This window comes from Agrobacterium sp. S7/73, from assembly GCF_019355535.1.
In the GTDB taxonomy this organism is placed as follows: Bacteria; Pseudomonadota; Alphaproteobacteria; order Rhizobiales; family Rhizobiaceae; genus Agrobacterium; species Agrobacterium tumefaciens.
This window is the reverse complement of sequence record NZ_CP072137.1, coordinates 538,492-556,598: the sequence shown is the minus strand read 5'-3', so window position 1 is coordinate 556,598 and position 18,107 is coordinate 538,492. Positions and strand designations below refer to the sequence as shown.

The window sequence follows — 18,107 nt, the reverse complement described above, 5'->3', positions numbered from 1 at the left end:
GAGGAGCCTGACGTGTATCGCGTTGGAATTGACGTCGGCGGCACAAATACCGATGCCGTTGTGTTACAGGAAAAGACTGTTCTGGCGGGGGTGAAAGCCTCCACCACCGAAGATGTGACGTCCGGTGTCATCGAAGCCCTTGAAAAGGTGATCGAGGCGTCGGGCATCGACAGGGCACACATCGGTGCCGTGATGATCGGCACCACGCATTTCACCAATGCGGTGATCGAGCGGCGGCATATGGACGAGGTCGCCGCCATCCGGATCGGCCTGCCGTCCGGCGCCGGCCTGCCGCCGATGGTCGACTGGCCGGATGACCTCCGGGAAATCGTTGGTAACCACGGTTATCAGGTCCGCGGCGGATATGAATTCGACGGTCGCGAAATCTCAGCCCTCGATGAGGACGAGATTGTCCGCATCGCCGCCGATATCCGCGCAAAGGGCCTGAAGGCCGCGGCCGTCACCTGCGTCTTCAGCGGCATCAATGATGCGATGGAAGTGCGGGCGAAGGATATCCTGCAGGAGCGCTGCCCCGGCCTGCCGGTGGTTATGTCCAAGGATATCGGACGGCATGGTCTGCTCGCCCGCGAAAGTGCTGCGATCATGAATGCCAGCCTTCTTTCGCTTGCGGACCGCACCGTTGCCGCTTTCGGCGAGGCGCTGAAGGCAGCGGGCATAACCTGCCCGTTCTACATCACCCAGAACGACGGCACGCTGATGGCAGCGGATGTGGTGCGCGGCTTCCCTGTGCTCACCTTCGCCTCCGGCCCGACGAATTCCATGCGCGGCGCTGCTTTCCTCACCGGCCTCAAGGATGCCGTGGTCGTGGATGTCGGCGGCACCACCTCCGATGTCGGCTCGCTGTCGCACGGCTTTCCGCGCCAGGCGTCCACGACGGTGGATATTGGTGGCGTGCGCACCAATTTCCGCATGCCGGATGTGTTCTCGATCGGTCTCGGTGGCGGCTCGCTGGTGGTCAATGGCGAACATGGCCTCACCGTTGGCCCGAAATCAGTTGGTTACCGCGTCCGCCGTGAGGCGCTCTGCTTCGGCGGTACGACCCTGACTGCAACCGATATCGCTGTCGCCTCCGGCAAGGCAGACGTGGGCGAGAAGGCTCTGGTTTCCACTCTGGACAAGCGGCTGGTGGATGCCGCAGTCAAAAAGATCAACGACATGCTCGAGTCCTGTGTGGAGCGCAGCCGCATCTCGTCATCACCGGTGCCGGTGATCGCCGTTGGCGGCGGCTCCATTCTCATGCCTGACCGTATCGGCGATCTGGACGTCATCCGCCCCGAGAATTTCGCGGTGGCGAATGCCGTGGGTGCAGCGATCGCGCAGATCAGCGGCGAGACGGACCGCGTCTTCTCGCTGATCGAGGGGCGCACGCGTGAAAGCGCGCTTGCGGAGGCGGAGGCCGAGGCACGCGAAAAGGCGATTGCGGCTGGCGCACTGGCCGAAACGCTGGAAGTCATCGAGCGCGAGGATATGCCGCTTGCCTATCTGCCCGGCAATGCCACCCGCATTCATGTGAAAGTCGTTGGAGAAATGGGAGCCAACCATGGCTGAGACGCGCAAGCTGAAATATGACGAAGCGGCATTGCGTACGCTGACGAGGGAAGATCTCGACGCGCTGGAAATCGGTGCGGGCATTCTCGGCACCGGCGGCGGCGGCAATCCCTATCTGGGTAAGCTGCTTGCACTCGAGGCCATGAAGGCCGGTTACGAGATGAAGATCCTTGCGACAGACGCCATCGAGCCGGACGCGCTTTGCATGTCCATCGGCGGCATTGGCGCCCCCGTTGTCGGTGTGGAGCGCATTCGCGAGGGTCGTGAGGGTCTGCGTTGCCTGCGCGCTATGGAAGAGCTGATCCGCACGCCGGTAGACGCCATCGTCTGCGAGGAAATCGGCGGCTCGAACTCCATGAACCCGCTGGTGACGGCGGCGCTTGGTGGGCTGCCGATCCTCGATTGCGACGGCATGGGCCGGGCTTTCCCAGAGATGCAGATGACGACCTTCTCCATCTACGGCCACAGTTCGACGCCATCGGTGATGTGCGACCTGCACGGCAATGCCGTGATCTTCAGCCACGCCGTTTCCGAAGTCTGGCACGAGCGCATGGCCCGCGCCTGCGTCGTTTCTCAGGGCGGCGGCGCAATGCTAGCGACCGCGCCGATGCAGGCGCACTACGTGCACCAGTATGGTATTCCGAAAACCTACACCAAGGCGATCGCGCTCGGCGAGGCGGTGATCCGTGCCCGCAAGCAGCAGGAAGACCCGATTGCGGCAGTCTGCGCGCTTGAAGGTGGACGGCGCATCTTCAACGGCAAGATCACCGATCTGAAACGCCATCTGCGCGGCGGTTTCGCCGTGGGCGATGTCGAGCTTTCCGGCTTCGACGATTGCTCGGGCCAGACGGCGAGCGTGGCGATCCAGAACGAATTCCTGCTGTTCCGCCGTGACGGCAAGGTGGAAGTGACCGTCCCTGATCTGATCGTCTTGCTCGATGTCGATACCGGTTACCCGATCACCACCGAAGTCCTGCGTTACGGCCAGCGCGTGGCCGTGGTCGCGATCCCCTGCCACGATCTGCTGCGCAGCGCCCGCGCGCTCGAAGTCGTTGGACCGGCGGCTTTCGGTTACCCGGACATTCCTTTCTCACCGCTGCCCGTCCCGGTCGGCAAGGCTGCCTAACCATAAGCGGGGCAAATGACCCGCAATAAAGAGGAGAACGACAATGAAAATGCCAGGACTTCCTTCCCGCCTTGCCGTGCTTGCGCTCGGCACGGCAATCGCGTTGCCGCTTGTTTCTTCCGCTGCTTTTGCGGATGACAAGGTTTCGGTCGCGGTCAACACCATGCAGATATTCAGCTCGCTCGACCCGGCGAAAGTGACTGACTATACCGGCTACATGGCCATCGTGAACATGTATGACGGCCTGACCACGGTGAACGCCAAGGGCGAAATCGTGCCGCATCTGGCAAAGTCCTGGGATATTTCTGCAGACGGCCTGACCTATACCTTCCATCTGCGCGACGATGCGAAGTTCCAGGATGGCACGGCGGTGAAGGCTGCCGATCTCGTCTGGTCGGTGCAGCGCCTGCTCGGCATCAACAAGGGGCCGTCGAACCTCATCGTCGGCGTACTGAAGCCCGAAAACGTCAGCGCGCCTGATGATGCGACGCTCGTCATGAAGATCGAGCGTCAGTTTTCGCCCTTCATGGCCTCCACGCCGCTGATGATGGCGTTGAACAAGACGTTGATCGAAGCCAATGCCAAGCCCGAAGACAAGTGGGGCGAGGCTTATGTGGGCGAACATTCCGCCGGTTCCGGCCCATACAAGCTCGTCAGCTACAACCGTTCTGCCGATATGGTCATTGCCCGCAATGCGGACTATTTCCTTGGTTGGACCAAGGGCAAGCCGATCGACGAAGTACGCTTCGCCCAGACGAGCGACGACGCTACCGTCAAGGCGCTGGCTGAAAAGGGCGAACTTGGCCTTTCCTCGCACGGCCTTGGCAACGACACCTATGAATCCATTGGCCGGATGAAGGATTACAAGCTCATCCAGACCCGCACCGCCGGCGGTTTCGTCATCAAGCTCAACACCAAGGTTTACCCGACCGACGACGTTCACGTTCGTCGCGCCATTGCCTATGCGACGGATTACAAGACGATCCAGGAAGTGATCTATCCCGGTTTCGACATGCAGGGGCCGCTATCCGACGCTTTCAAGGACGCGCATAACGGCGATATTCAGCCCGGCGTCTACGATCTGGAAAAGGCGAAGGAAGAACTGGCGAAGTCGAAATATGCCGGCCAGAAAATCACGCTGGTCAACAGCTATGTCGCTTCGCTGGCCTTCGAGGCGGAAGTGGCGCTGCTTTTGCAATCCAGCCTCGAGCAAATCGGTATTACGCTCGATATCAAGCCAGAGCCGTGGAACCGTATCGTCGAGCTTTCCTCCAAGCCTGAAACGACGCCTGCGTCGACGCAGGTGAATATCTCGCCGACCTATCCGTCTCCGGATGCGATGTTCTACAACCAGTATCACTCCAAGGCATCAGGCACATGGATGTCGATGGAATGGCTGCAGAACGCGGAAATCGACGGGCTGATCGACAAGGTCCGTGCCACGACCGATACCAGCGAACAGAACGCAACCTACAAGGAACTGCAGACCAAGATCGCCGATCTTCAACCGGATGTCTGGGCGGTTGCGCCGAACCGCCGTTATGCGGCGAACAAGTGCCTTCAGGGTTACGAGTTCATTCCCATGCAGAGCTGGGACCTGAACTTCTCCAACTTCCATTGGGACTGCAAGGCGGAGTGATCTCCGTCCCATGAAAAGCGGTCCCGCCGCAGGGCGGGGCCGATGAGACTTGGAACGATAAAGGGAAGGAGCATCGCTTGCGCCGGAAAGGCTGCGGCATGCCCGAGGATGACGCATGATCCAGGAATTTTCCGAAGACGATATCGAACCTCTTGCCACCGGCGCCTGGATTCTGGGAACGGGCGGTGGAGGCAATCCCTATATCTCGACGCTCAATCTGCGCCGTCTTTATGCCGAAGGCAGACGGGTGAAGGTCATGGACCCCATGGCGCTTGCTGATGACGACATGGTTGCGGTCGTCTCCAAGATGGGTGCACCGCTTGTTGGTCAGGAACGGCTGGGAGACCCCGTTCATCTTGCCCGCGCGGTCGAGGTCATGGAGGATTATCTCGGCAAGCCTTTCCGGGCGATCATGAGCGTGGAAATCGGCGGTTCGAATGCGTTATCGTCCTTCCTCGCCGCCGCCATGCTCGACCGTCCCGTCGTGAATGCCGATGCCATGGGACGTGCTTATCCCGAAGCGCAGATGACCTCATTCGCCATCGGCAATCTGCCGATGTCTCCATTATCGCTGGTCGATGTACGAGACAATGAGGTGATCGTGACACGCGCTGCATCGTGGAAATGGATGGAGCGCATCTCGCGCAAGGTCTGCACCGAAGTTGGTTCCACCGCCGCCACCTGCAAGGCGCCGCGCACCGGCAAGGAAGTGAAGGAATGGGGCATTCATTACACCGTCACAAAGGCGACCGAACTCGGGCGCGCGGTGATGGAGGCGCGTGCACGCCATGATGACCCGGTTCAGGCGGTTCTCAACCATGAGGGTGGCAAACAGCTGTTCCGCGGCAAGGTGGTGGATGTCGCCCGCGAGACCACCGGTGGCTTTCTGCGCGGCAGTACGACCATTGAAGGCATCGACGCCGATCGCGGCTCACGCATGGAACTTGCCTTCCAGAACGAGTGGGCGGTCGCCTTCCGCGACGGCCAGCCGGTCGCCATGACGCCGGACCTGATCTGCCTTCTCGACACTGTTTCGGGCAGCGCCATCGGCACGGAATCGGTGCGCTATGGCCAGCGTGTCACGGTTATCGCCCTGCCGGCACCGGAACTCTTGACGACGCCTGCCGGCATTGCTGCCGTTGGCCCGCGTGCCTTCGGTTATGACATTGATTTCAGATCGGTATTCCCATGAAACGCATCGGTATTGACGTTGGCGGCACCAATACGGATGCCGTTCTGATCGATGGAGACGCCATCGTTGCCTCGATCAAGGTTCCGACCACGCAGGATGTCCTGTCCGGCGTGAAGGCGGCCCTCGCTCACGTGTCTGGCCATGTCGGCGCGGCAGATCGCCCGATCGATGCGGTTATGATCGGCACCACCCATTTCACCAATGCTGTCGTGGAGCGCGCCCGGCTGGAGCGAGTTGCGGCCATCCGCATCGCGCTGCCGACCGGTTCTTCACTGCCGCCCATGTGCGACTGGCCGAAGGATCTCTACGAGGCCGTCGATCCGCTGATCTTCATGGTTCATGGTGGCCATGAATACGATGGCAGTCCGCTGGTGCCGATGATCCCGGATGAAGTCCGTGAAGCGGCGATGAAAATCCGCGATGCAGGCATTACCTCGATCGCCATTTCGGCAACCTTTTCGCCGCTGACCACGGAGTGCGAGGTGAGGGCGGCAGAGATTGTCCGTTCGGTGATCCCCGACGCACGCATCACGCTTTCCCATACGCTGGGCCGTATCGGGCTTCTGGAGCGCGAAAACGTCGCACTTCTGAATGCCGCCTTGCAGACGCTTGGCAGGACCACGGTACAGGCATTTTCGGATGCGCTGCGCGAAGCAGGTGTAAAGGCGCCGTTTTATCTTACACAGAATGACGGCACCGTGGCGCTTGCGGATGTGGCTGCCGCAAACCCCGTGCACAGCTTCGCTTCCGGCCCGACCAATTCGATGCGTGGTGCGGCTTTTCTCACAGGGCTTTCCGATGCCATGGTGGTGGATGTCGGCGGCACCACCTCCGATATTGGTTGCCTTGTCGGTGGTTTTCCGCGTGAGGCAAATAATATTGTCCATATTGGCGGGGTCCGCACCCTGTTCCGCATGCCCGATCTTCTACCTGTAGCACTGGGCGGCGGCACCATTGTCGACCCGCAGACAGGCAAGATCGGCCCGCGCTCGGTTGGGTATCGCATCCTGACCGAAGCCCGCGTTTTCGGTGGCGAGACACTGACGGCATCGGATATCGCCGTTGCGGCAGGCCTGATCGAGATGGGTGACAGGGATCGTGTGAAGGGCCTCGATCCGGCATTCGTGCAGGCGACGCTCGGCCGTATCCGCGACATGGTGGCCGACAGTTTCGACCAGATGAAGACATCAGCCGAAGACGTGCCGCTGGTTGCGGTCGGCGGCGGCGCATTCCTGATACCGGAGCAGGTGCCGGGCGCATCCGAGGTGCTTCGTGTGGAAAATGCAGGCGTTGCCAATGCGCTCGGCGCAGCGATGGCGCAGGTGTCCGGTGAGGTAGATCAGGTCTTTTCCGGGTTGAGCCGCGACGAAGCCCTTGCGAAAGCCGAGACCGAAGCGCAGAACGCAGCGGTCGCTTCGGGAGCGGAGCGCGCGAGCCTCAAGACGCTTGAGGTGGAGGATATTCCCATCGCCTATCTGCCTGGCGGCGCTCGCAGGGTCCGCGTGCGTGTTATCGGCGATATCGCCTTTCATTGATGGTAAGAGGCCCTGCCTGCGGCGGGGCAACAGTGGAGTGAGGATATGACGAAGATCGCACTGGCCATTCACGGTGGTTGCGGGGTTATGCCGGAAGACAGCATGACTCCGGAGGAATGGGAAGCGGCGCGCCACGATCTGGCGGTGGCACTGCGCGCCGGTTATGGTGTGCTCAAGGCTGGCGGAACTGCGCTGGAAGCGGTTGAGGCGGCAGTCGTCGTTATGGAGGACAGCCCGCATTTCAACGCAGGCCATGGGGCGGCGCTCAACGAGAATGGCATTCACGAACTCGACGCGTCGATCATGGATGGCAAGACCCTTGCGGCAGGCGCAATCAGCGCCTCCCGCGCCATCCGCAACCCGGTAAAGGCGGCCCGGGCGCTGATGGAGGATGAACGCGCAGTCTATCTCACCGGTGAAGCGGCTGACCGGTTTGCGAAGGAGAAGGGGCTTGCCACGGAGCCTCAATCCTACTTCACCACGCAAAAGCGTGTCGAGGCGCTGGCGGCCATGAAGGCCCATGCCACCGCAGGTACGGAAGCGACGGAAAACGAAAAACACGGAACCGTCGGTGCCGTGGCACTCGATGCTGCTGGGCATCTCGCAGCCGCGACATCCACCGGCGGCTACACCAACAAGCCTGACGGCCGGGTGGGTGACAGCCCGGTGATCGGGGCGGGCACCTATGCACGCGACGGCGCCTGCGCCGTTTCCGGCACCGGCAAGGGTGAATTTTTCATCCGTTACGTCGTCGGCCATGAGATCGCGTCCCGTGTCGCCTATCTCGGGCAGGATCTGGAAACCGCCGCCGGCAACCTCGTCCACAAGGATCTGGCGCCCTACGATATCGGTGCGGGTCTTGTCGCCATCGATGCCGAAGGTGGCATTGCCGCACCCTATAATACGCCCGGCATGTTCCGTGGCTGGGTGACTCCATCAGGAGAGGCCCGTGTTGCCACCCACGACAGGGTCTATGACGTGGAATTGTAACCGGCGACCGACCGGGCCGAATGACAATGCTAAAAAAACCGGTGACATGAAGGCCTATCGGCGGCAAAAGGTCTGAACCGAAACCGGCTCGTCCTTTCATCCCATGGTGCTGGCCTCATGAATATCAAGCAGCTCGAAGTCCTTCGCACGCTTCTTTCCACCGGCTCGACCATCGCCACCGCCAAGGCCATGGGGCTAAGCCAGTCCGGTATCAGCCGGCTTCTGGCTCAGCTCGAGGCGGACCTGTCGCTGACGCTGTTTGCCCGTGACAAGGGGCGGCTGATCCCGACGCCGGAGGCAGCGCTTCTCGCGCGTGACGCGGAAAATGTGCTGCTTGCTGTCGATCGCATGTCCGGCCATGCCGAAGATCTGCGCAATGGTGCTGCCGGTCCGGAAATCGTCCGCATCGGCCTGCCGAGCAGCATGTGGGAGAACTTCGCGCCCGCCATGCTGATAGACTATGTCAGGGATTTCCCCGGCGTGCGCATCGAGACTTTCTTTGAAACGACCACCGCCATCAACAGGCTGGTTGGCGAGCGGGTGATCGACCTCGGTTTCCTGCGCATGGAAGGTGAGATTGGACCGGGCATTGATGTCGAGCGTGTCGCCACCGGCAAAAGCGTCTGCGTGGTCCGTCAGGATCACCCTTTAGCCGAGCTTGCCGAGATAACGGTGAAGGACCTGCGCAACATTCCGCTCATTCTGATCGGCCGGCAGCGGCCGAACCGCATGGCGCTCGAGCAGGTCTTCAAGAAAGCGGGCGTCAAGCCCATGGTGAAGATCGAGACCCACACCAACAGTTCCGCATGTGCCTATGTCGCGCATGGTCTGGGCGTTACGATCATCAGCAGTTTTTATGCTAACCTCTACAGGCACCTTCCCGTCGTGGCGCTGCCCTTCATTCCGCAATCAACCCAGGAGTTCGGTCTTGCCCGGGCCTCGGGCGCACCGCTGTCCATCGCGGCGCAGGCACTCAGCGACGCCTTGAAGCAGCAAATCCAGCTTTCGCAAAAAATCGACTGAAAACAGGGTTTTTCGCGAGAAATCTCATTGTCCCTGTCAGGATGAAACGTGCCACCATTCTGCATAGGCATATGACGTTTATGCATAATATTGCGCGTTATTTATCAATCCGTCATAGTCATTCGCAACGAAACCGATAGAGGCGGGAGCACGTTCCCGGCCATCAATCGTGGGGAACCGATGATAAGATTCATACTGAGCCGTCTTTTGATGGCGCTGCCGACGATCGCCTTTGTGTCGATCACGGTCTTTGCGCTCATCCGCTTCATTCCGGGTGATCCTGCCGCCCTGATGCTGGGCGACATGGCGCAACCGGAACAGATCGAGGCGATGAGAACAGAGCTTGGTCTCGACAAGTCCATGCCGCAACAGTTCGTCATCTGGGCGGGCAATGTGGTGCAGGGCGATTTCGGCCGGTCCATCGTCAACGACGAGGCAGTATTGCCGCTGGTCGTGTCGCGGTTCCTCGTCAGTGCCGAGATCGTCGTCGTCGCCGTTCTGCTCGCCAGCCTGATTGCGGTTCCGGCGGGTGTGATCGCCGCCTGGAAACAGAACAGCCTGACCGATCTTGCACTGGTTGGAACGGCAACCCTGCTTTTGTCCATACCGACATTCTGGCTCGGGCTTCTGCTTCTGCTGTTCTTCGGCCTAAAGCTCGGCTGGCTGCCGGTGCTGGGATACGTGTCGATCAGCGACAATCTCGTTGGCGGCATGCTCTATCTCGTCCTGCCTGTCATGACGCTGGTGATCCACGAGATGGGTGTCTTGATCCGCATGGCCCGCGCCTCCACGCTTGAAGTGCTGCGGCTGGATTACATTACCCATGCCCGCGCCAAGGGACTTTCGGAGAGTGCCGTCCTCTGGCGGCACGCCTTCAAGAATGCCTTTGGTCCGACATGGACAATGATCGGCCTCATCCTCGGCAATCTTCTCGGCGGCATCGCCGTCATCGAGACGGTCTTTACCATTCCGGGGCTCGGGCGGCTGATGGTCGACAGTATCTTTGCGCGTGACTACCCCGTCATACAGGGCTGCCTGCTGTTCGTTTCCCTGTCCTACGTGCTGGTCAATCTCTTCGTCGACCTTCTTTATCCCCTCTTCGATCCGCGTGTGGTTGCCGAATGAAAAAGTTCACACTCAACGGGCTTATCGGCGGCGTTCTCATCGGCCTCCTGCTCATCACCGCCATTACCGGCCTGTTCTGGACGCCCTATGATCCGATGAAGCTCGGTTTCGCCTCGCGGCTGGCCGCGCCCGGTCCCAGCCATCTTCTCGGCACCGACGAATTCGGGCGCGATGTTCTCAGCCGCCTGATGGTCGGCGCGCGTGCCAGCGTCTGGATCGGCTTCCTGACGGTCAGCTTCGCGACGATCTGCGGCACTCTGATCGGTCTTGTCAGTGGTTATGCGCGCGGCTGGGTTGATGGCGTCATCATGGCCATCAACAATGCGCTTCTCGCTTTTCCCGGCATTCTCCTGGCGCTTGGCCTTCTCGCGGTCTTTGGTGCCAACCAGTACGGCATCATCTTTGCGCTCGGCATCGCCTACACGCCGTCCATGGCCCGCGTGGTGCGTGGCGCCGTATTGTCGCTGCGTGAGCGCGAGTTCATCGAGGCATCGCTGGTGATGGGCAATGGCGAGATCTACACCATGTTCCGCCACATCCTGCCCAATTGCATCGCGCCGATCACGGTGCTTGCCACATCCATGTTCGGCTGGGCAATCCTCTCGGAAAGCGCACTGTCCTTCCTCGGCCTTGGCGTGCCACCGCCGGCCCCCACCTGGGGCAACATGCTGGCCGCTGGCCGGCCCTTCATCCAGCAGGCCGTCTGGCTCGGGCTTTTCCCCGGTCTCTGCATCGCGCTGACACTGCTCGGCATCAATCTTCTGGGCGATGCCCTTCGCGACAGGCTTGACCCGCGCATGAGAGGTCTCAAATGACGGACAATACTCTTCTTACCGTGCGCGGCCTTTCGCTGGAGGTCGCGGGAAGCCGCCACCGGGTAGTCAAGGATGTTTCCTTCGATATTGCGCCTGGCGAAATCTTCGGCATCGTCGGCGAAAGCGGATCGGGAAAGACGCTGGCCACCCGCGCGCTCATCTCGCTTCTGCCCCCGGCAATTGCCGTCATCGGCGGATCGGTCATCTACAAAGGAAGGGACGTGATGTCCCTGCCGGCAAGGGAACTTCGCCGCCTGCGCGGCGCGGAAATCGGCGTCGTTTTCCAGGAGCCGATGACCTCTCTCAATCCGTCGATGACGATTGGCCGGCAGTTGGAAGAAGGCCTGATCCTTCACACCAAGTTTTCGCCGGAAGAGCGCCGCGAGAAAATTCTCGAGATGCTGAGACGGGTCGGTATCCGCGATCCCGAAGGGGCGCTTGCTGCCTATCCGCATGAGTTTTCCGGCGGCATGCGCCAGCGCATCATGCTGGCCTCGGTCATGCTCCTGAAACCGGCGCTGCTGATCGCCGACGAGCCGACGACGGCGCTCGATGCCGTCATCCAGCGCGACGTCATGGAGCTGATGGTCGAACTGACACGGGCGGAGGGAACAGCCGTCCTTCTCATCAGCCATGACCTGCCGATGGTGGCCCGCTATACGAGCCGTATCGTGGTCATGGAGAAGGGCGCGATTGTCGAACAGGGTCGCACCGAAGACCTGCTCGATGCGCCGCAGCATCCCTATACGAAAAAGCTGCTTTCCTCTCTGCCCTTCCGGGGCGAGCCGCGTATCGTCGACACCAGCAAGGCGCCGATGATTTCAGCCCGAAACATTGTTGTCGATTATGCCGGACGCAAGTCACTGCTGAAGAAAGCCAAGCCGAAGCGGGCGCTGCATGGGGTCAGCATCGATATTCACGAGGGTGAAGTCGTGGCACTGGTCGGTGGCTCCGGCTCCGGCAAGACCACGCTTGGCCGCACCATTGCCGGTCTCGTAAAGGAAAGCGAAGGGCAGATCCAGTTTCAGGGGCGGGAACGCAACGAAGACTGGAACGACTATCGCCTGAATTGCCAGATGGTGTTTCAGGATCCCTATTCCTCGCTCGATCCGCGAATGACCATTCAGGCGCTGGTGGAGGAGGCGTTGCGTCTCGTCTCCGGCCTGGATCAGGCTGCCAAGCGCAAGCGGGCGCTGGAAACGCTGGAAGAGGTGGGGCTCGGCGCAGACTATGCCAGCCGTTATCCGCACGAGCTTTCCGGCGGCCAACGCCAGCGCGTGGCGATTGCCCGTGCCATTGCCCGCCGTCCGCGGTTCCTGATCGCCGACGAACCGGTTTCCGCCCTTGACGTGACGGTGCGGGCGCAGGTGCTCGATCTCTTTTCCGATCTGCAGAAACGTTACGGCTTTTCCTGCCTGTTCATCAGCCACGATCTCGGCGTGGTCGAACAGGTGGCCGACCGTGTCGTCGTCATGCAGGACGGCCGTATCATCGAAGAGGGCGACCGCGACACGATTTTCGACAGCCCGAGAGAGGCCTACACACGCCGGCTCCTCTCGGCCATTCCCGCCCTCGACCAGAATGAAAAGGGCGGTGTGACACTCAAATGGCGTCTGGAAGAAGAAGTTTAACAGGAACATGACAATGACTGTGGCTGCCCAACTGAATGCTATCTGTGATGCACAGCCTTTTGTGACGCGCTTCATGGTGCGCAATCTCCTGACCGGCGAAGAGATCGGACGGGGAGAAAACGAGGAGACCCCATCGGGCAGCACCCGCAAGACGTCGATCATGATGGCCGTGCTCAAGGCGGCCAGCGAAGGGCGGCTCGATCTCGACCAGCCGGTCACCTACGAGAAGAGGCTGGCGGAAGAGGTGGCCAGCGGCATGTTCCGCTATCTGACGCCGGGCATCGTCATTTCCCTGCGCGATGCGCTCGCCGGCATGATGGTGCTGAGCGACAATGTCTGCACCAAGATGGTGCTGGAGCGGCTGACGCTTGAGGAAGTGGACAGCTATTGCAAGACGCTCGGCATGGCCAATACCCACCACCGTTTCCTCATTCCGCCGTTGGCGCTGGCGGCCGATCATCCGCTGAAGACCGTCACCACCACCTCGGCGGCGGACCAGGTGCTGCTGCTTCAGGCCATTCTTGATGCCCAGTCCTCGCCAGAGGCGCAGGCAAAGCTCGGCTGCAGTCCGCAATTGTGCGGCTGGGCAATGCAGACGCTGAAAAACCAGATATTGCGCTACGGAATCCGCTCCCGCCTGCCGTTCGAGGCTGTGGTGGCGAGCAAGAGCGGACGCGGCAAGCGCGGGCGTATGGACGCCGGCATCGTCTACAGAAACGGCGCGCCGTCTTTCATCATCACCGCCTATACCGATGAAGTGCCGCAGGTGATGCCTGACGGCACGCCGGGATACACCATCGCGCTCGAAACGATCGGCCGGCTGGCGCAGGCCTGCTGGGACGGCTTTCAACAATGATAATCAACGACAACAAAGAGGGTAGAACAGTGAACAAACTTCTTCTCGCAGGCGTGGCCCTGCTCGTAACAGCCAATATCGCGGCGGCTCGCGACATCACCATCGCGCAGAGCTCCGATCTGCGCAGCAGCAATCCCGGCGTCAATCGTGACGGCAATACGGACGGGGTGATCCTGCACATCGTCGAAGGCCTCGTCGGTTACAACAATGGCGGCGAAGTAAAGCCGCTGCTTGCCGAGAGCTTCGAGGTTTCGCCAGATGGCCTCACCTATACGTTCAAGCTGCGCGCGGATGTGAAATTCCATAACGGCAAGCCGCTCACCGCAGAAGATGTCGTCTGGAACTGGACGCGCTATCTGAAGCCCGAAACCAAATGGGCCTGCCTGAATGATTTCGTGGAAGGCGGTGCCGCGCATGTCACCGGCGTCAAGGCTACGGACGCCTCCACGGTTCAGATTACGCTTGAAAAGCCGTCAGCCGTTTTCCTCGGCCTGATGTCGCGGCCCGAATGCGGTTATACCGGCATGATCTCGCCGGAATCTGTTGCCGCTGACGGCAACTTCGTCAAGCCCATCGGCACCGGTCCGTTCCAGTGGAACGAATGGAAGAAGGGTGAATATATCCGCCTCGCCAAATTCGCGGATTATGTTTCGCCTGTAAATGACGGCAAGCCGGATGGCATGGTCGGCTCCAAGCGGCCGCTGGCCGACGGCATCAAGTTCATGGTTATTCCGGACGCCTCGACCGTGAAGGCGGGCCTCGAATCCGGCGTGCTCGACACCGCCGAGATTTCTCCCGATCTCATTCCGGAGTTCAAGACGAATGAGAAGATGCAGCTCATTGTTGCCCGCAACAACGGCAAGAACCTTTTCTATATTCAGACCCGCGACAAGGTGCTGAGCAATCCAGGCGTGCGCCGCGCCATGGCGATGGCGCTTGATCTCGATGAACTGGTCGCCGCCGCATCGAACGGTACGGGCGAAGCCAACGGCTCGATGGTTTCGCAGGACTCGGTCTATTTCGATGAAATCCAGAAGAAGCGTCCGGCCTATGACATCGAGGCAGCCAAGAAGGAACTGGAGGCAGCCGGTTACAAGGGCGAGCCGATCTCAATCATCGCCAACAAACGCGGCAATGTGCCGAGTTTTCCGGCAGCCGTCATGGCGCAGGCCATGATGCAGCAGGCGGGTTTGAACGTACAGATCGAGGTGCTGGACTATGCCACGCAGGTGGATCGTCGCCGTTCCGGCAATTATCAGGTGATCTCGCAGTCTGTCGCGCCGCGTCTCGATCCGGCCCTGATGTATGCATTCTACGTCGGTAACAAGGACAAGAACGCCTCCCTGATGTGGGATGATCCGAAGGCGATCGAGCTGATGAAGGCTGCCTATGTTGAGGCCGACCAGGCGAAGCGCCAGAAGATTTTCGACGAGTTTCACGAACTGATGCTGAAGGAAATGCCCGGCATCTTCCTTTACGACATGGTCGATGTCTGGGGCGCGACCAAGAAGCTCAAGGGTCAGCCGGTCTGGCAGTCGAACGCCCGCCTCTGGGAAGTCTCGGTCGACAACTGATCCAATATTGCCCGCGCCGGAAGCAAAGCCCGGCGCGGGCATTTTCCATCATGACCGTAATGATTTGGCGGCCCCCCGCCGAAGCGTTTGCGTGCGCCCTTAAAGGGCAGGAATGCGAGGACAAGCCATGAACCGTGAAGCTGTGATGTCGATTGCCGCCGAAATCGAGTCAATGAAGCCACATTTCACCACTTTGAGCGACAGCATCTGGGATTTTGCCGAACTCAAATTCGAGGAGAGGCAATCTGCCGGGGTTCTAGCAAACGCGCTTGAGGAGAACGGCTTTGTGGTCCGCCGCGGTGTAGCTGGCATGGACACGGCCTTCATCGGTGAATTCGGCCACGGCAAGCCGGTTATTGCCTTCCTCGGCGAATTTGACGCGCTTGCTGGCATGAGCCAGATGGCCGGCGTGGCCGAGGCAAAACCGCTTCAACCCGACGCCTCCGGCCATGGCTGCGGCCACAATCTGCTCGGCGTCGGCTCGCTGATGGCCGCTATCGCACTTGCCCGGCATCTGAAAGCCAACAACCTGCCCGGCACGGTGCGTTATTATGGCTGCCCCGGCGAAGAGGGCGGTTCCGGCAAGACTTTCATGGTGCGCGCCGGTCTGTTTGACGATGTCGATGCGGCTTTGACATGGCATCCCGCGCCCTTCAACGGCGTGCGCTCCACCAACAATCTCGCGGTGCTGGAATATTTTTATCGTTTCAAGGGCGTTGCTTCCCATGCCTCCAACGCCGCCCATCTTGGTCGCTCGGCGCTCGATGCCGTTGAACTGATGAATGTCGGCGTCAATTTCCTGCGCGAACACATGCCGCAGGATTGCCGGGTGCATTATGCGATCACCGATGCCGGCGGCAAAGCGGCAAATGTGGTGCAGGCAAAGGCCGAAGTGCTCTATCTGATCCGCGCACCTGAAATGCGCCAGGCGCTCGATCTCGCAGCCCGTGTGGACAAGGTCGCGCGTGGCGCGGCCATGATGACCGAAACAGAGGTGGAGATCGTTTTCGATACCGCCTCCACCAATCTCCTGCCCAACATCACGCTCGAAACGGCGATGCATGAAAACATGGTGGCGCTTGGACCCATAGCCTTCGACGAGGCCGATCAGGCCTTCGCCAAGGTCATTCAGGACACGTTCACGGAAGAGGCGATCAAAAGCAGCATCCGGCTCTACCAGATCAAGGGCGACGTCTTTTCCAACGGGAAGATCGACGGGTCGACGCCGCTGCATCTCGGCCTGCGCGATTTCGAGGGGCAGTCGCATTTTCGTGCCGGATCGACCGATGTCGGTGATGTCAGTTGGGTGACGCCGACAGCGCAATGCTGGACGCCCGCATGGGCAATCGGGACCAATCCGCATACATGGCAGGTGGTGGCGCAGGGCAAAAGCCCGGCCGCCCACAAAGCTATGGCACACGCCGCCAAGACGCTCGCATCGACAGGTCTTTCGCTGATGACCTCGCCCGAGCTGCTTGAAAGTGTCAAAAAAGAATGGCTGGAGAAAACCGAGGGTAGTGATTATGTCTGCCCCATTCCGACGGATGTGATGCCCGGTTTTCACGATTAAGACGTGGCGCGTCTTTCGCGCCCGTCCAACTCTTCCATTTGTCTGTGATGTTTTATCGCAGGCAGCCCAGCGACTTCCGCGAAAGTGCTCAGCAAGCGCATGAGCCCCCTCCGCCCACGCCAGGGCGGAGGGGGCTATCCCCGTTTTCTCTGAAAACTCCTGGTCATCACCGCCTTGTGTGCCGTCTCGTTTCACGGCCACGAAGAAAGCATTGACGTTCGAACCAAAAATGGAATAAATATATCGAACAACAGAAATTCGGTTTCATTATTCCGTTTTCTGGATGTGAGGAGTTAGCGGCGGGCTCTCGGGTCCGTTTCCGGCTGGGAGAGGTGGCGCTGGACACCGAGGAGGAGAAAACAATGAAAAAGCTTATTATCAGTGCGGCTATGTCTGTGCTTTTGGGCACGGCGGCACATGCCGAGACCGTCGGTGTTTCGATGGCCCTGTTCGACGACAACTTCCTGACCGTGCTGCGCAACGGCATGCAGGATTATTCCAAGGAGCTGAAGGGCGTCACCCTGCAAGTTGAGGACGCGCAGAACGACGTTGCCAAGCAGCAGAGCCAGATCCAGAATTTCATCGCCTCCAAGGTCGATGCGATCATCGTCAATCCGGTTGATACGGATGCGACGGCGGCCATGTCGAAACTTGCTGCTGAAGCCAAGATTCCGCTGGTTTACGTCAACCGCCAGCCGGTAAATGTGGATTCCCTGCCAGACGGCCAGGCCTTCGTGGCATCGGAAGAAACTGTGGCCGGCACGCTTGAAACCAAGGAAGTCTGCCGCCTTCTCGGTGGCAAGGGCAAGGCCGTGATCATGATGGGCGAGTTGTCCAATCAGGGCGCGCGCATGCGCACGCAGGCCGTTCACGATGTTCTGAAAACCGATGAATGCAAGGGCATTTCCGTGGTTGAAGAGCAGACGGCCAATTGGCAGCGCACGCAGGGTTCCGACCTCGTCACCAACTGGCTGTCCGGCGGTATCGAGTTCAATGCCGTCATTGCCAATAACGATGAAATGGCGATCGGCGCTATCCAGGCTCTGAAGGCCGCGGGCAAGGACATGAAGGAATATGTCGTTGCCGGTGTGGACGCCACGCAAGACGCTCTTGCCGCCATGCAGGCAGGCGATCTCGACGTGACGGTCTTCCAGGATGCAGCTGGCCAGGGCAAGGGTGCTCTCGATGCCGCACTGAAGCTCGTCAAGGGCGACAAGGTTGACAAGAAGGTCTACATTCCCTTCCAGCTCGTTACCCCGGAAAACGTCAAGGACTACGTAGCCAAGAACTGACGACCCTTTACCGGCATTTGCGACCGTTTCAAGCAATATCGGAAGCAAATGCCGGTTCTGGACGGCAGTCGGCGTCTCAGACGCCGAGTTAAACCAGGCTAGAATAGTATTTCAGTGAATTCAAAGTTTTACAGCGCTTATGTGTGTCTTGATCGGCACGGCGCTGTAGG

The 18,107-nt window shown here is 60.2% G+C and carries 14 protein-coding genes; all 14 read left to right on the top strand.

Annotation, left to right across the window (positions count from 1 at the left end; genetic code table 11):
* The first annotated feature begins 12 nt into the window (after nt 1–12).
* The 14 genes from J5276_RS17475 to J5276_RS17410 all read left to right on the top strand — a co-directional run bounded on the left by J5276_RS17475 (nt 13) and on the right by J5276_RS17410 (nt 17,937).
* Complete coding sequence (locus tag J5276_RS17475) at nt 13–1,569, top strand: hydantoinase/oxoprolinase N-terminal domain-containing protein (protein ID WP_025595602.1); 1,557 nt, start codon at nt 13–15, stop codon at nt 1,567–1,569.
* Nucleotides 1,562–2,695, top strand: coding sequence for a DUF917 domain-containing protein (locus J5276_RS17470; protein WP_013761623.1), 1,134 nt, complete (start codon nt 1,562–1,564; stop codon nt 2,693–2,695). The genes J5276_RS17475 and J5276_RS17470 overlap by 8 nt, the downstream gene beginning before the upstream one ends.
* Before the next feature lie 43 nt (nt 2,696–2,738).
* Entirely contained in the window at nt 2,739–4,334 is a 1,596-nt protein-coding gene (locus J5276_RS17465; RefSeq protein ID WP_065704209.1) for an ABC transporter substrate-binding protein, read from the top strand.
* 115 nt (nt 4,335–4,449) lie between these two features.
* Nucleotides 4,450–5,526 (top strand): DUF917 domain-containing protein, encoded by a 1,077-nt coding sequence (locus J5276_RS17460; protein ID WP_065704207.1) that lies wholly within the window; start codon nt 4,450–4,452, stop codon nt 5,524–5,526.
* Nucleotides 5,523–7,061: a hydantoinase/oxoprolinase N-terminal domain-containing protein gene (locus tag J5276_RS17455; RefSeq protein WP_065704205.1), complete on the top strand. Its 1,539-nt coding sequence runs from the start codon at nt 5,523–5,525 to the stop codon at nt 7,059–7,061. The genes J5276_RS17460 and J5276_RS17455 overlap by 4 nt, the downstream gene beginning before the upstream one ends.
* Before the next feature lie 45 nt (nt 7,062–7,106).
* On the top strand, nt 7,107–8,051 hold the full coding sequence (locus J5276_RS17450) for an isoaspartyl peptidase/L-asparaginase family protein (protein WP_065704203.1): 945 nt from the start codon (nt 7,107–7,109) through the stop codon (nt 8,049–8,051).
* Between the two features lie 117 nt (nt 8,052–8,168).
* Nucleotides 8,169–9,074: a LysR family transcriptional regulator gene (locus tag J5276_RS17445; RefSeq protein ID WP_065704200.1), complete on the top strand. Its 906-nt coding sequence runs from the start codon at nt 8,169–8,171 to the stop codon at nt 9,072–9,074.
* A gap of 180 nt (nt 9,075–9,254) precedes the next feature.
* Entirely contained in the window at nt 9,255–10,199 is a 945-nt protein-coding gene (locus tag J5276_RS17440) for an ABC transporter permease (protein ID WP_003511005.1), read from the top strand.
* Complete coding sequence (locus J5276_RS17435) at nt 10,196–11,014, top strand: ABC transporter permease (RefSeq protein WP_003511004.1); 819 nt, start codon at nt 10,196–10,198, stop codon at nt 11,012–11,014. Before J5276_RS17440 ends, J5276_RS17435 begins: the two co-directional genes overlap by 4 nt.
* Nucleotides 11,011–12,645, top strand: a complete 1,635-nt coding sequence (locus J5276_RS17430) for an ABC transporter ATP-binding protein (RefSeq protein WP_065704199.1) — start codon at nt 11,011–11,013, stop codon at nt 12,643–12,645. The genes J5276_RS17435 and J5276_RS17430 overlap by 4 nt, the downstream gene beginning before the upstream one ends.
* Nucleotides 12,646–12,658: 13 nt before the next feature.
* Nucleotides 12,659–13,501, top strand: a complete 843-nt coding sequence (locus tag J5276_RS17425; protein WP_065704196.1) for a serine hydrolase — start codon at nt 12,659–12,661, stop codon at nt 13,499–13,501.
* 29 nt (nt 13,502–13,530) lie between these two features.
* A complete protein-coding gene (locus tag J5276_RS17420; protein WP_065704517.1) occupies nt 13,531–15,075 on the top strand; it encodes an ABC transporter substrate-binding protein in 1,545 nt (514 codons plus the stop codon).
* A 127-nt stretch (nt 15,076–15,202) separates the two neighbouring features.
* Nucleotides 15,203–16,645 carry a M20 family metallopeptidase gene (locus J5276_RS17415; RefSeq protein ID WP_065704195.1) on the top strand — a complete coding sequence of 481 codons (1,443 nt, stop codon included), beginning with the start codon at nt 15,203–15,205 and terminating at the stop codon, nt 16,643–16,645.
* Between the two features lie 362 nt (nt 16,646–17,007).
* The gene (locus tag J5276_RS17410) at nt 17,008–17,937 is read left to right on the top strand and encodes a sugar ABC transporter substrate-binding protein (protein WP_003510994.1); all 930 of its coding nucleotides are present in this window, start codon (nt 17,008–17,010) and stop codon (nt 17,935–17,937) included.
* Nucleotides 17,938–18,107: the final 170 nt, after the last annotated feature.

Excerpts from the sequence above, each read along its gene's own strand:
- J5276_RS17410 (WP_003510994.1), top strand. The coding sequence starts at position 17,008 with ATGAAAAAGCTTATTATCAGTGCGGCTATGTCTGTGCTTTTGGGCACG.
- J5276_RS17430 (WP_065704199.1), top strand. The coding sequence starts at position 11,011 with ATGACGGACAATACTCTTCTTACCGTGCGCGGCCTTTCGCTGGAGGTC.
- J5276_RS17415 (WP_065704195.1), top strand. The coding sequence starts at position 15,203 with ATGAACCGTGAAGCTGTGATGTCGATTGCCGCCGAAATCGAGTCAATG.
- J5276_RS17455 (WP_065704205.1), top strand. The coding sequence starts at position 5,523 with ATGAAACGCATCGGTATTGACGTTGGCGGCACCAATACGGATGCCGTT.
- J5276_RS17465 (WP_065704209.1), top strand. The coding sequence starts at position 2,739 with ATGAAAATGCCAGGACTTCCTTCCCGCCTTGCCGTGCTTGCGCTCGGC.
- J5276_RS17460 (WP_065704207.1), top strand. The coding sequence starts at position 4,450 with ATGATCCAGGAATTTTCCGAAGACGATATCGAACCTCTTGCCACCGGC.
- J5276_RS17425 (WP_065704196.1), top strand. The coding sequence starts at position 12,659 with ATGACTGTGGCTGCCCAACTGAATGCTATCTGTGATGCACAGCCTTTT.
- J5276_RS17450 (WP_065704203.1), top strand. The coding sequence starts at position 7,107 with ATGACGAAGATCGCACTGGCCATTCACGGTGGTTGCGGGGTTATGCCG.
- J5276_RS17470 (WP_013761623.1), top strand. The coding sequence starts at position 1,562 with ATGGCTGAGACGCGCAAGCTGAAATATGACGAAGCGGCATTGCGTACG.
- J5276_RS17435 (WP_003511004.1), top strand. The coding sequence starts at position 10,196 with ATGAAAAAGTTCACACTCAACGGGCTTATCGGCGGCGTTCTCATCGGC.
- J5276_RS17445 (WP_065704200.1), top strand. The coding sequence starts at position 8,169 with ATGAATATCAAGCAGCTCGAAGTCCTTCGCACGCTTCTTTCCACCGGC.
- J5276_RS17440 (WP_003511005.1), top strand. The coding sequence starts at position 9,255 with ATGATAAGATTCATACTGAGCCGTCTTTTGATGGCGCTGCCGACGATC.